9 protein-coding genes are annotated in these 14,065 nt (G+C 68.2%); all 9 read right to left on the minus strand.

Annotated features, from left to right (window positions below):
• Positions 1-33: 33 nt before the first annotated feature.
• The 9 genes from FMQ63_RS10325 to glyQ all read right to left on the minus strand — a co-directional run bounded on the left by FMQ63_RS10325 (position 34) and on the right by glyQ (position 14,059).
• Positions 34-2,265 (minus strand): FHA domain-containing protein, encoded by a 2,232-nt coding sequence (locus tag FMQ63_RS10325; RefSeq protein ID WP_011553158.1) that lies wholly within the window; start codon positions 2,263-2,265, stop codon positions 34-36.
• Positions 2,266-2,272: 7 nt separating this feature from the next.
• On the minus strand, positions 2,273-4,060 hold the full coding sequence (locus FMQ63_RS10330; protein ID WP_011553157.1) for an ATPase, T2SS/T4P/T4SS family: 1,788 nt from the start codon (positions 4,058-4,060) through the stop codon (positions 2,273-2,275).
• Between the two features lie 165 nt (positions 4,061-4,225).
• Positions 4,226-5,674, minus strand: a complete 1,449-nt coding sequence (locus FMQ63_RS10335; RefSeq protein WP_011553156.1) for a type II and III secretion system protein family protein — start codon at positions 5,672-5,674, stop codon at positions 4,226-4,228.
• 35 nt (positions 5,675-5,709) lie between these two features.
• Positions 5,710-6,249 (minus strand): prepilin peptidase, encoded by a 540-nt coding sequence (locus FMQ63_RS10340; RefSeq protein WP_011553155.1) that lies wholly within the window; start codon positions 6,247-6,249, stop codon positions 5,710-5,712.
• Positions 6,250-6,356: 107 nt separating this feature from the next.
• The gene (locus FMQ63_RS10345) at positions 6,357-7,223 is read right to left on the minus strand and encodes an FHA domain-containing protein (protein ID WP_011553154.1); all 867 of its coding nucleotides are present in this window, start codon (positions 7,221-7,223) and stop codon (positions 6,357-6,359) included.
• 63 nt (positions 7,224-7,286) lie between these two features.
• The gene (locus FMQ63_RS10350) at positions 7,287-9,353 is read right to left on the minus strand and encodes a hypothetical protein (protein ID WP_225909226.1); all 2,067 of its coding nucleotides are present in this window, start codon (positions 9,351-9,353) and stop codon (positions 7,287-7,289) included.
• Positions 9,350-10,828: a YncE family protein gene (locus FMQ63_RS10355; protein ID WP_026114166.1), complete on the minus strand. Its 1,479-nt coding sequence runs from the start codon at positions 10,826-10,828 to the stop codon at positions 9,350-9,352. Before FMQ63_RS10355 ends, FMQ63_RS10350 begins: the two co-directional genes overlap by 4 nt.
• A 137-nt stretch (positions 10,829-10,965) precedes the next feature.
• Positions 10,966-13,077, minus strand: a complete 2,112-nt coding sequence (gene glyS, locus FMQ63_RS10360) for a glycine--tRNA ligase subunit beta (protein ID WP_011553151.1) — start codon at positions 13,075-13,077, stop codon at positions 10,966-10,968.
• Positions 13,067-14,059, minus strand: a complete 993-nt coding sequence (gene glyQ / locus FMQ63_RS10365) for a glycine--tRNA ligase subunit alpha (RefSeq protein ID WP_011553150.1) — start codon at positions 14,057-14,059, stop codon at positions 13,067-13,069. Before glyQ ends, glyS begins: the two co-directional genes overlap by 11 nt.
• Between the last annotated feature and the right edge of the window lie 6 nt (positions 14,060-14,065).

A 14,065-nucleotide genomic window follows, 5' to 3' on the forward strand; every position in this document is an offset into this window, starting at 1 on the left:
AGCGCGCCCGCCCGGCCCTGTCCACGACGCGTGCTACTTGCAGCCCAGCTCCGCCTGCTTCGCGACGACCATCTCCTCCACACCGTCGCCCTTGACGGCGTAGTCCAGCGCCACCGCCATGTCGCCGCAGCCCGACGCCGCACGGAAGGCCTCCAGTGCCCTCGAGGAGCAGAAGGCCGCCGCCTTGTTCAGGTTCGGATTGCCCGCGTAGAAGCTGAACCCCAGCTTCCACACGCGGCAGGCGCGGCGGCGGTCCTCGCGGTCGGCCCAGTGCTTGCCGCGCTGGTACGACTTCTCCGCGATGTCCTGGAGGATGTTGCGCCGGTAGAAGGACGGCTTGGACTCCGCGAGCTCCAGCATCACCGCCTTGTCCGTGGCCAGCGCCTCGCGGAAGGGCTCCGCGGCCTTCTCCGGATCCTCGGCGGCCAGATAGCTCTGGCCCACCTTGAAGAGCTGATCCACGGTGGACATGATCTTCATCAGCTCGTCCGCCTCGGCGTGGTACTGCGCGGCCTCGTAGTTGGCGCGCAGCTTCTGCATGGTGGCCAGCGCCTCGCTGCCACGGCCACCCCAGTAGTCCAGGAGCGCGGCCTGCATCAGCTTGTTGGGGAAGCGCTTCTTCGCCGCCTCCATGACGAAGGTGCGCGGGTCCGCGACCCGCTCGTCACCGGCCAGAACCTCCGCCACCGGGCACACCCAGGGCGCCGCGTTGGCGTCCATCTTCTGCCGCGCGATGAGGAACTTCACGAACATCGGATCCTTCGGCCGCCACTCGTCGCGGCGCAGGCGGCCCTCCAGCTTCAGCGTGAAGCCCAGGGGCGGCTGCAGGTCCTCGCGCGGCTTCGACTGGCACCACACCGCCATGTACACCTCGCAGCGTGACACGGCGGCGCTCCACTGCGAGTCACGCAGGTACAGCTTGCAGTCCTCCTGTGCGCGCTTCGTCACCGCCTCGGCGGCCTCGCGCGCCTTGGCGCGGGCGCGGCGGAAGTACTCGCTCTCCTTCTGGATCTTCCGGAACGACTCCAGGGCCTCTTCCGGCTTGAGGCGCTGCAGGAGCCGCTCGCCCTGCGAGTAGTACTCGAAGGACTCCTTCTCCAGCTTGATGCGCCGGATGAGCGTGTTCGCCTCCGGGTGGATGGGGTCCAGGTCCAATGCCTGGGTGCAGACCTCGTGGGCCTTCTCCCAGTTGGGGGCGCCCAGCTCGCTGGATGCGTAGGAGCGGCACTCGCTCAGCAGGTCCTGGATCTTCTGCGTCGGATCCATCTGCGCGGCCCCGCCCGGCCCCTGAACGTCCACCGGCTTGGGGTTCAGGATGGAGGACACCATGCCCACCATCAGCAGCACGCCCACCAGCCCGGCCGCCACCATGATGAGCTTCTTGCGCTTGGCGGCGGGATCCTCGTCCGCGCCCCCACGCGCCGCGCCCGCCGCGCCCCGGCGCACGGGCACCGCGGACGGTTCGGGCTCGAAGGTCATCTCCACCACGCCGAACTGGAGCTGATCCCCCGGCTCGAGCGGGACCGGCGTCTGGTCCAACGGCTCGCCGTTGAGCAGCGTCCCGTTGGCGCTGCCCAGGTCCCGCACCGTCACGCCCGAGCTGGTCGCTTCCAGCTCCGCGTGGCGGCGGCTCACGGAGTCGTCATCCAGCATGATGCCGGCGGGCGGCTGCCGCCCCACCAGCACCTTGCCCTTGAGCGGATATGTCTGGCCGGCCCAGGGACCGACCATGCCGCGAAGCACCGGGCCACCCGCCGGCGCCGGACGTGCGCCGCCACCCGGGGCGGGACGTGCCGGACGCGCGGGCCGCTTCGCCAGCGCCGCGCCGGGCTCGCTCTTCGCTGCGCCGGAGCCCTTCTTGATGCTGGGCATGGCCCGGGTGGCGCGTACACCGCCGCCCTCGTCGCCCACCGGCATGGGCTCATCGCCCCCCGCCGCGGGCCTGGCCGCCGAGCGCCGGGCCCCAGAACCCCGCACCGCGGCCGGTTTGAGACGCAGCACGTAGTCCCCGAGGAGGACCTCCGACTGCGGCGTCAGGGCCGTGGGCTCCATGATGCGCTGGCCGTCGACGAACGTGCCGTTGGCGCTGCCCACGTCCTCGATGAAGACGGTGCCGCCTTCGTCGAAGACGCGCGCGTGCGTACGCGACACGCCCCCTTCGGTGATGAGGATGTCACTGCCCTGCTGGCGGCCAATCTTCAGCTCGCCCGTGATGGCGAATTCGTTCTCAGTGCCGTCGGGGTGACGGACGACCAGGGTGGCCATGGGCGCGTCAGTCCTCGCGGAAGATGCTCATGTTGACGGGGATGCCCTTACGCTGCAGCTCGTCGTAGAACTTCGGCACGAAGCCGGAGGCGACGTAGCGGCCACGGACCTTGTGGTCCTCCGTGAAGCCATCCTGTTTGAAATAGAAGATGTCCTGGAGGGTCACGATATCGACCTCCATGCCGGACACCTCGGTGATGTAGCAGATCTTCCGCGTGCCGTCGGAGAAGCGCGTCTGCTGCACGATCATGTGCACCGCGCTGGCGATCTGCTCACGGATGGCCTTCACCGGCAGGTCCATGCCGGACATGAGCACCATCGTCTCCAAGCGGGCGATGGCGTCTCGCGGCGTATTCGCATGGAGCGTGGTGAGCGAACCGTCGTGGCCGGTGTTCATGGCCTGGAGCATGTCCAGCGTCTCACCGGAGCGGCACTCACCCACGACGATGCGGTCGGGCCGCATGCGCAGGCAGTTCTTCACCAGCTCGCGGATGGTGATGGCGCCCTTGCCTTCCAGGTTGGGCGGCCGGCTCTCCAGCTGCACCCAGTGGTCCTGCGGCAGTTGCAGCTCGGCGGCGTCCTCCACGGTGATGATGCGCTCACCCTCCGGGATGAAGGAGCTGATGATGTTCAGCGTCGTCGTCTTCCCGGAGCCGGTGCCGCCGGAGATGACGATGTTGCGCCGGGCCTTGACGCACATCTCCAGGAACTCGGCCATCTGCGCCGTGACGGTCTTGTACTTGATGAGGTCCGCGATCTTCAGCGAGTCCTTCTTGAACTTGCGGATGGTGATGCAGGGACCCTTCAGCGCCAGCGGAGGGATGATGGCGTTGACGCGGCTGCCGTCCTTGAGGCGCGCGTCCACCAGCGGGCTGGACTCGTCGATGCGGCGGCCAATGGGCGCCACGATGCGCTCGATGACGCCGAGCACCGCCTGGTTGGAGGAGAACGTCTTCTCCGACAGGGTCAGCTTGCCCTTGCGCTCGATGTAGATCTGGTTGGCGTGGTTCACCATGATCTCGCTGATGTCATCCGACGCGAGGAACGCCTCGAGGGGCCCGAGCCCCAGCGCCTCGTTGATGACGTCCGTGAGCAGCTCCTCGCGGTCCACGTCCTCCGGAAGCTCTCCGTCCGCTTCCATCTGGTCGATGATGTCGCGGATGGCCTTCTCGGTGCGGCGCCACAGCTCGTCGTCGCCGAGCCGGTCCATGTCCATGCGGCGCAGATCGAGGTACTCGATGAGCCGGTCATGGATTTCCTTCTGGAGCCGGGTGTAGCGCTCCTGACGCGGATCCACCTTGCGCTTGTTCTTCGCCAGGGCGGACGCCAGCGACGCCGGCATGCCCTTGGGAGCGGGCGCGGGAGGCGGCGCTTCTTCTTCCTCCTCCTCGTAGGGCTCGTCTTCTTCGTAAGCCCCTTCCTCGTCCTCGTAGGGCTCCTCGCCCTGCTCGTCGTAGTACTCCTCTTCGGGCTGACCCGCGCGGGTCATCACCGGGCCCTCGTCCTCGAGCGCCTCGACGTTGAGGATGTAGTCGCCGATGTAGACCTGGTCGGTCGGCTTGAGAACCTGGGGCGCGGCAATCTTCTTGCCGTTCACGAACGTGCCATTCGTGGACTTCATGTCCACGATGATGAACTTCCCGTCCTTGGCAACGATTCGCGAGTGGTACTTGGAGACGTTGCCCTTCGCGAGGATGATGTCATTGCCCGGCAGACGGCCGATGGTGACTTCATTCTTGTGATACTCGCGCTGCTCGGTCCCGCCGCCCTTTTCAGCGAGGGTGATGAGAAACATGGGGACGGATGCTAGCAAGCCCCCCTTCGTCCTCAAAGCGTGAGAACCGGGTTGCATGCTTGCCCGCAAGGCGACGGGCCGGCATCCGCCCCCGGAAGGGGAGAAGCCGGCCCGTGCCGTGGGCCTCAAAGGCCCGTCTCAGGCGGCGCCCCAGGGGCGCCCACCTCAGTCGAAGATGTTGAAGTTCACCTCGGACCGGGCCTGCTTGTAGCGGCTCTTCACGTCCTCGATGATGGTGCGGACCTTGTCGGAGTCCGGGTTGACGATGCGCGGGGTGACGAAGATGACCAGCTCGCGCTTGGTGGAGTCGAAACCGCGGCTCTTGAAGAGCTCACCGATGATCGGGATGTGACCCAGGCCGGGGAGCTTCGACACGGACTTCTGCTCGTCGTGGCTGAACACGCCGGACAGGACGATGGTCTCACCGTGGCGCACGGTGACGTTCGTCTTCACCTTCCGGGTCCGGAAGCCGGGGATGGAGGCCGAACCACCGAAGGACACCGCCACGGAGGTGTCGATTTCGGAGGCCTCCGCCTCGATCTCCGTCTGGATGTTGCCGTTGCGGTCCGCGGTGGGGCGCAGGTTCAGGATGACGCCGTACTTCTTGAACTCCACCGTGAACTGGTTGTTCGTGATGAGCGGGATGGGAACCTCGCCACCGGCGAGGAACTCCGCCTTCTCACCGCTGGCGCACACCAGCTTGGGCTGCGCGAGCAGACGGCCGTAACCGTCGTTGCCCTGGAAGCCGAAGGAGAAGTCCGCGTTCGCGTTGAGGGTGAGCGTGGAAACGCCGGAGCCGAAGGTGCCCGGGAAGAGCTCCTGGGAGATGCTGGCGATGGCCGTCGCGGTCCCCGTGATGTCCGTCGGGTAGCGGATGCCGTAGCGGTCTCGGCTGTTGCGGCGGATTTCGACGAACTGGACCTCGGAGAGGATCATCCGCTTGATGCCGACGACGAGGAGGTTCTCCACCTTCTCACCGATGGCCTTGGTGATGAGCTCCGCCTTCTGGAGATCCTGCTGGCTCTCCACGGAGCCCTCCAGGAAGATGGTGGCGCCCACCACGTTGGCCTGGACGTTCTTCAGGCCCGCCTTCTGGAAGGCCGCATTGAGGTTCTGGGCCACCAGCTTCTTGGCGTTGGGGGCAATCTTCACGAACGACTTCACGTTCGGGTAGAGGCCCACCACCTGCTCGATGCGGTCGGCGTCCTGCGTGGTGTAGGCCTGACCGTCCAGGTAGATGCGATCACCCACCATGCGGACGGAGACGCCTTCAATCTCACCCAGCAAGCGCTTGATTTCGGAGATGACCTCGTTGGGGTCCTGCTTGCGCACCGCCACCAGGTAGCTGACGCGCTGGCCCGAGGACTTCCAGACGAGCAGCGTCGTCTTGCCTTCAGCCTGACCGGTGATGAGCAGCTGGCCGGAGCCGAGCGTCTTCACCTCGGCGACGCTCGGATCACCGAGCGCCACGCGGCTGAGACCAGGGATGGTGATCACCTTCTGGGAACCCACGCCGAGGCTGACGGTGGTGCCATCCTGCGCCAGGGCGCTGCCGCCCGCCACCAGTGCGATGAGGGCGCCTAGCGCCGCGGCATGCGTGATGCGTGTGAACATCGTCCGTGTCCCCTCTTCTCTTCCAGAAGTCCGAGCTAACCCAACGTTCCGTGCTGCCACCACAGCGCCCAGACGGTGCCGAGCGCGATGGCCACTCCATAGGGAATGTGGCGCTGGGGCGCCGGCTGCGCGTCCGCGCTGGCCAAACGCACCCACACCGCCCACCGGCGCACCACTGCCGCCAGCGTGTCCCAAACCGCGCCTTGCCAGAGCAGTGTCACCACCGCTTGAAGCGCACCCACCAGTGAGATGAAGGCCGCGGCCGCGAGCACCGCCGGGAAGCCCAGCACGGCTCCGACCCCGCCCATCAACTTCACGTCGCCCCACCCCATCCGCCCGCGAAGCGCCGCTGACAGCAGCATCAACGCGAGCCCTACCCCCGATACCACACCACTGATGAGCCCATGCTCCAGGTCCCCCACCCCTTCGGTGGCCAGGCGCACGCCCAGACCCACCGCCATCAGCGGGTAGGTGACCGCGTCGAGGATCTCGCGGCGAAGCACATCCGTCACCACGGAGATCACGAGGGCCACTCCAAGAACCGTCCACAACGCGATTTGAACAGGCGTCATCATCGCCTGTCCTCTTCGCGGCAGGCGTCCGGTATCAAACCAGGGACGCCTGGAGCCCGTCAATTGGCGAACAACCAGAAGCCCCGCGGGACGGGGCCTGGGTCACCTCATTATCGGACCAGGAGACGGATTTTCTCGCTGCAGATGAAATACTCGTCCCCGTCCTCAACCTTGCGGCGCTTGATGCGCTGCTTGTTGAACCAGGTGCCGTTGGACGAGCCCAGGTCTTCGATGATCCAGTCGTCGCCCTCGTGGACGATGACCGCGTGCTCACGGGAGACCTTGCCGGAGTTGATGACGAAGTCGCAGTGCTTGCCGCGGCCGATGACGAAGCGGTCCTTGACGATCTGCTCCTGATCACCGGACTCGGTCACCAGGTACAGCGCGCCGACCTCCTCCTCCTCGGCGAGGTCGTCGGCGGGCTCTTCCTCCGCCTCATCGGGGGGCGGCTCCTCGTCCATGAGGCCCGGATCCTCGGCCTCGGGCAGCGGCTCCTCGTCCTCCTCCACCATGTCGTCGGCGGGAGGGGGCGGCTCGCTGTTCTTGCCCTTGATGAGGCGCTCCAGCTCCGCGGCGGTCTCCAGGACGCGCTCGGCCACCTCGCGGCGCACCGGGTCATTGTCCAGGCCATTGGCGGGGGCCCGCTCTTCCGGCGTGGCGCGCACGGGAGGACGCGCGGGCGCGGGCGTGGACTCAGGCCGGGGCGCGGGCGCCAGCACCGGCGGCGCGGCCGGACGCGGCGGCGCGGCGGCAGCGGCCTGCACGGGCTTCACCGGCGCAGCGGCCACGGGTGCCACGGCGGCCTCGGAGCGGGACTTCACCTCGAGGAAGCCGTTCAGGCGCGCGAACATGAAGAGCGCCTGGTTGATCAGGGCATCGCGATCCGAGCCCATCTGCTGGGCCATGTCTTCGAACGCCTCCCACAGGTGGTCGGCGATGCCTACCTTGCGGGCAGGACGGGAGTTCTGATCGATCATCGGTCTTGACTCGCGTGAACCAGGAAGCCCCGGACGATAGCAGAGGCCTCCACTCCCGCCCAGTTACTCGAAGGGAACCAGTGCCAATGACTGCGCCCGGTTGTCGGTGAGCCCCTGAAAGCCGACCTGGAGGATGCCATCCGCCGACGGGTAGGCGATGTAGGCGAACCTCGCGCTGCGGTCCTGGGCAGCCACCACAGGCCCAGGCAGCGTGTAGAAGGCCAGCTGCGTCCCCGCCCTGACGTCAGGGGTGAAGACGTAGTTTCGGATGCCGGAAATCACCGTCACCACGTAGCGGTCTCCCCGACGCACCTCGCGGCCCACGGCCGCCACGCGAATGCGCAGCGGCGGCGGCGGCTGGGGGAACTTGGACAGGTTCGGCACCGGCGGCGTCTGAGGGTTGGAGTCGTCGTCGAAGTAGAAGGTGTCGGGGTGGAAGAAGTACTCCGTGGGGATGCTGTAGCTCGAGCCCCCCGTCACATCGCGGGACAGGAAGGTGCCCGCCTCGTCGAAGAGGACGAAGGGTTGGTCTCCACCCGCACGGACGGTGAAGCGCGTCAAGCTGGCGCAGTCCGTCGGAATCTCCTGCGAGTCCGCGATGGCGAAGCGCACCCGGGTGGTCCCCGCAACGGGCTCCACCGACGCGATGGGCAGGTCAACGGCGCACACGACATCCGTGCCCTCCAGGACGATGATGTCCCCGGCCCGCGCCGAAGCGGCCGCAGTGGCCTCGACCTCAAAGAGCCGCGGGGTGGAGGGCTCCCGAGGCAGGCCGCTCAGCCCTGGCAACGCGCCCTGGTAGATGATCCGGTAGAAGCCGTTCGGAACGGAGCCCTCGTAGAGCACCGTCGACTGGAGCGTCTGGTCTTGGGTCACCGTCACCAGGTCCGCCGTCTCGATGACGATCGGCAACTCGTTGCTGTCCAGCAGCGCCACCGTGGAGCGTGCGCTCGCCCCCGACAGGTCGAATTGGCGCAGGTCGCTCGCGGAGAACAACGAGATGTAGCCGTTGGAGGACGGCATGACGCCCAGGAGCGGCACCCGCACCTCGGTCGCCGAGCCATCGTCGAGCACGATGCGAAGCTGCGCGTCCGGAACCAGGGTCAGTCCCGTCGGCAAGCCGCCCGCGGGGAAGATGGGCAGCATCGGCGCACCGCTGAGGTCCCGCGCCGTCTGCCCAGGGGGGGATGACTCGGTGTCCACCGCGAGCACTCCGGAACACTCGCGCGCGGCAGAGCAAGAGGCCTCGTCACGGACGCCGAAGATGTAGCGGCCCGCGTTGATGGCCTCGACGTCGGGGATGAGGATCCGGGGGTGGCTCACCAGGAGCCGCACCGGCACGTTGCCGAAGCCCTCGGACAAATCCATGGTGGGCGCGGAAGGCTGAAGACAGTCCGCGACCGGCCCCGAATCGGTGACGAGCAGCGTGCGGCCCGACCGGCCCGAGGCCTGCCGCGTGGCCACCGCGAACTGGCCCTGGCCCGCCAGCATCGTCATGGACAGGATGGACTCACCGGGCTGGAGACAGAACACCGTCACCGGTTCGGGAATCGCCGCGGGCTCCGCGGCCTGCAGTGCGTCTGGCCCCGGAATCTCCTGCCGCAGCACCCGGGCGCCACCGGTGTCCGCGCTGAAGATGCCGTCGGGGTCCTGGATGGCGTAGTACAGCGTGCTGGGTCCGCCGCTGCCCGCAGCGGGCGAGCGCGCCGCGAAGGCCGTGACGATGCTCGGCGCCTGGAGCCGGACGACCTGCCGGAGCTGGTCGCGCGCGGACGCCACCACCGAAACCGCCGACGAGCCCGAGCTGCGCGCGTAGATGTACGGCCCCGGGACGTCGTTGCCTTCCGCGTTGTACGCCACGTCGCGCGTGAGTGCGTCCGGCCGGTCCAGCACGGGGATGGACAGCGCCTCCAGCGGGTTGGGCGCGGGGACGAAGGTGCGCGGGTTCGAGTCCAGGTCGAGCACGCGCAGCTCGTCCCGGTCCGACGACGTGACAAAGACGAGGTTGTTGGCCAGCGTCACGTCGAAGGTGCCGGACAGGCCAGCGAAACCCGTCGTCACGTTGGTGGAGGAGCAACTGCCGGACAGGCCGGCGCTCGCGAGGAGCAGAGCAAGGGTACCGCGCTTCACGGTGAGGTCTCCTGGCACAGGCTGGTGCCCTGGCGCGGGTCTCTTCCCTGCCGGGCGCCGAGCCGCGCCACCAACCGGGCGTTCTGCGGCCGGTCGAGGTCGGGAATGTCGATGATGGCCACGCGGCCGTCACCAAAGGTGCTGGTGAAGATGCGAGCGCTGTTGCCGCGGACGTCCGCGGCCAGGCCAAAGGGCTGGCTGGGCTGGTTCGGATCGTTGTCGCCCACCTGCACCTGGGCGACGAGCTGCCCCACTTCTTCGTCGAAGATGGCCACGGCTTCGTCGCCGCTGCCCGTCACCGCCACCAGGTTGCCGCGCCCAGGGCCGCGAGGAATGACTTCCAGTTCGCTGGCGCCCGCGGGCACCGGCAGCGCCGACACGATGCGCACGCTGGGGGTCGTCCCCGCGTCGGGCGCCGTGCCCGCCGCGTTCAGGACGTCCAGGATGAGCAACGTGTCCGGACCGCGCGCCAGCAGGTAGACGCGCTCGTCCACGATGGTGAGCTCGGGCGACGCCGGGTCGGGCACGCGCGTGGCCGAGGGAACCACCGCCACGCCGCGCGCCTCACGCACCGAGTACGACAGCTCCAGGTCGGTCTCCAGCACGCGGCCCGCGACGGTCCGGTCCACCAGCCGCAGGATGAAGCGCGCCGGCAGCGCCCCCATCTGCGCGGAGGAAGAGTTGCGCCCCGAGGCGTACACATACCGGCTGCCAATGGCCGTCGCGTGCGCGACGCCAGAGAGGCGGTCATTGGTCCCCAGCGCCACGAACTCGCTGGTGTTCAGCGCGTCGCGCGTGGGGTTCGCCGCGGGGAGGTGAAGCACGTAGCCCGCCAGGTCCGCTTCGGCGAAGGTCGTCGGCGGTCCGGCCAGTTCCGTGTGCGTCACCCAGACGCGAGCGTCCTCGCCGTTGCCGGCGACGCTGACCCCCAGCGGCCCCGGAGCCGAAGGCAATCCGTTGGAGGCACCTGGGACATCCAGCAGCGACAGCGCATTGACGCGGCAGTCGCGCTCGCCGCCCTGCACGCAGCTCAGGCTGAGGCCGTCATCGCCCACGTCGATGGCGTGAAGCAGACTGCCCTCCGCCCGCGCCGGGACGAACAGCCGCGGTGGCCGCCCCGGAGGGCTCCACAAGGCCATCTCCCCAGCGAAGCTTTGAATCTGCACGTAGGACTGGGCGCCGATGCCAAGCGACGTGACGTCGTTGGGCAGCGACTCCCCGGGGTCGAAGTCCGTGCCGAAGGGCCGCACCCCCACGGCATCCAAATCCAGCGCGACGACCGAACCCGAGTCGTAGCACTTGTCGAAGTTGGCGCTCGCCACATAGAGGTATCCGTTGGTGGACGGACCCGCTTCGGGGCGCCAGAAGGCAAGACCGCTCGGGTACACGAGCCGGGTGGACGGAGGAGGCTTGCTCTCGGTGCCGACGTTGCAGGACACGAGGAGCAGCGCGGAGGTAAGAAGGTAGGCGCGCATCGGAGGGGGGCGGAGTCTAGGAAGGGGTCTCCCCCCGGGCAACCGGAAACGCGGCGGGCCATTCCCATGCGCCTTGCGCCCGACGCAGCCGTGCCCCCCGGGGTGCTTCATTCCCCGGAGGGCAGGCAGGCCACGCATCAGGCCGCGGCGGCTGTTTCAGCCTGGATCTTCGAGAAGTCGGCCACCTGGTTGAACAGGGCGCCAATCTCCACGAGCAGGCGGATGCGGTTTTCCCTCAGGGCCTTGTCCTCGGCCATGACCATCACCTTGTCGAAGAAGGTGTCCACGGCGGGCTTCAGGCCCGTGATTTCCCGGAGAGCACCGGAGAAATCATCCACGCGCACCAACCCCGACACCGTGCTCCGGGCCTGGGTGAAGGCGGTGTGGAGGTTCCGCTCCGGCTCGTCCACCAGCTTCTGGGGGTTGGTCTCCCCCCCCTGCACGTCGCGGCCCTGCTTCTCCACGATGTTGACCACGCGCTTGAAGGCCACGGCCAGGGGCTGGAAGTCCGCCCGGCCGACGATGTGGCTCAGGGCCTCCAGGCGCTTCTGCGCGGCCACCAGGTCGTCGAAGCCGGCGGACAGCACCGCCTCCACGACGTCCGTGCGGTGCTGCTCACCCCACAGCGCCTTGAGGCGGCCGCGGAAGAACTCCAGCACCTGCTCACGCGGCGCGGGCTCGCCGGCCTTGCGCTTGGCGTTGGCAATCTTCGGCGCCAGCAACCGGAGCGACTCGTCCACCGCGGCCGACAGGCTGAAGCGGTAACCCCGCCCCAGCACCAGCCGGATGATGGCGATGCACGCGCGGCGCAGGGCGAACGGGTCCGCCGCCCCCGTAGGCGCCTTGCCGATGGCGAAGATGCCGCACAGCGAGTCGAGCCTGTCCGCGATACCGATGAGCGCGCCCGGGTCCTGCGTGGGCAGCGCGTCCTCGGCGCCACGCGGCAGGTAGTGCTCCGCGATGGCCAGAGCCACGGCGTCCGGCTCACCGCCCGCGCGGGCGTACTCCCGGCCCATGATGCCCTGGAGCTCGGGGAACTCGCCCACCATGCCGGTGACGAGGTCGGCCTTGGCCAGGGTGGCGGCGCGCTCGATGGTAGCCGCCTCCCCTGCTCGCCCCGCCTCCTGGCCCAGCCACACCGCCAGCGTGCGGAAACGCTCCACCTTCTCCAGGTAGCTCCCCAGTTGCCCCTGCCACACCACGCGGCCCAGCTTCTCCACGCGGTCGATGAGCGGCGTCTTCCGGTCCTCGTCGAAGAAGAAGCGTCCGTCGGCCAGTCGCGCGCGCAGCACGCGCTGGTAGCCACGCAGGCTGAGCTGCTCGTCGCGCACCGGCGTGTTGGACACGGCGATGAACTTCGGCTGCAGCTTGCCCGCGCTGTCCACCAGCGAGAAGTAGCGCTGGTGGCTCTTCATCTCCTGCACCAGCACCTCCGGGGGCAGGTCCAGGTGGCGCTCCTCGAAGGTGCCCACCACCGGGCTGGGCAGCTCGACCAGGTTAGTCACCTGGTCCACCAGCGACTCGTCCTCCAGCAGTTGGGCTCCGGCCTTGCTCGCGGCCGCCCTCACCTTCTCCACCAACTGCGCGCGGCGCTTCGTGATGTCCGCCACCACGTGCGCCTTCTCCAGCGCCACCTCGTACTCCGCCGGAGCCTTCAGCTCGATGGCGTCAGGCGACAGGAAGCGGTGCCCCCGCGTGGTCCGGCCGCTCGTCACGTCACCGAACACCACGGGCAGAACATCGCTCCCCAGCAGCGCCACCAGCCACTGAACCGGGCGCGCGAAGGACGTGTCCACGTCACCCCAGCGCATGGACTTGCGGAAGTTGATGCCGTGCACCGCCGCGTGCAGCGTGTCCTTCAGGATGTCCGCCGCCGGGCGGCCCTTCTCCTCCACGCGCGCGGACAGGTACTCGCCCTTGGCGGTGGTGGCGCGGCCCAGCTGGTCCACCGCGAGCTTGAGGCTCTCGGCGAACTTCTCCGCCGCCTTGGTGGGCTTGCCCTGCGCGTCGAAGGCCGCCTTGGCGCTGGGGCCGAGCACCTCCTTGATGATGTCCTCGCCCGCGTCCGCCACGTCCTTCACCCACACCGCGAGCCGCCGCGGCGTGCCGAAGGTCCGCACCTCGCCGTGCTTCAGGCGGGCATCCGCCATGCGCTCGGTGATGACGCGCTTCAGGTCATCCAGTGCGGGGCCGATGAAGGACGCCGGAATCTCTTCCGCGCCCACTTCCAGGAGCAGGTCACGCGCCATGGGCCACCTCCGCCTTCTGCTTCTTCTCCACGGGCTTGTTGAGGACGACCGTCTTCCAGTAGTCGCTGGCCGGCTTGCCCTCCAGCACCGGGGGCTGCTCACCCACCGTCCACGGCGACTTGAGCAGTGGGTAGCCCAGCCGCTCACGCATCTGGAGATAGCCCTCCGCGCACAGCCTGGCGTTGTCGCGCACGCGCTTGATGAAGTTGGCGCGCTCCGTGACGGAGATGGCGCCGCGCGCGTCCAGCAGGTTGAACGCGTGCGAACACTTCAGCGCGAAGTCGTACGCCGGCAGCGGCAACTGGCGTTCGATGAGGCGCTTGCACTCCTTCTCGTACGCGTCGAAGAGCGCGAAGAGCATCTGCGCGTCCGACTCCTGGAGCGCGTACTTGCTCATCTCCACCTCGTTGGGGTGGAACACCTCGCGGTACTTCACGCCCTTGACCCACTCGAGGTCGAAGACGTTCTCCACGTTCTGCAGGTACATGCAGATGCGCTCCAACCCGTAGGTGAGCTCCGCGGAGACGGGCTTGCAGTCGAAGCCGCCGCACTGCTGGAAGTAGGTGAACTGCGTCACCTCCATGCCGTCACACCACACTTCCCAGCCCAGGCCCCAGGCGCCGAGCGTGGGCGACTCCCAGTCGTCCTCGACGAACCGGATGTCGTGCTCCAACGGGTCGATGCCAATCTTCCGCAGCGACTCCAGGTACAGCTCCTGGACGTTCTTCGGCGCCGGCTTGAGGATGACCTGGAACTGGTGGTGCTGGAACAGGCGGTTGGGATTCTCTCCGAACCGGCCGTCCGCGGGACGCCGCGAGGGCTGCACATACGCCACGTTCCAGGGTTCCGGCCCCAGGGCACGCAGGAAGGTGTACGGGGCCATCGTGCCCGCGCCGACCTCGACATCGTAGGGCTGCGTGTTGATGCACCCCTGGTCGGCCCAGTGCTTCTGGAGCGTGAAGATAAGGTCCTGAAAATACATAGCGCG

The sequence above is a fragment of the Myxococcus sp. CA005 genome, from assembly GCF_006518205.1.
In the GTDB taxonomy this organism is placed as follows: Bacteria; Myxococcota; Myxococcia; order Myxococcales; family Myxococcaceae; genus Myxococcus; species Myxococcus xanthus.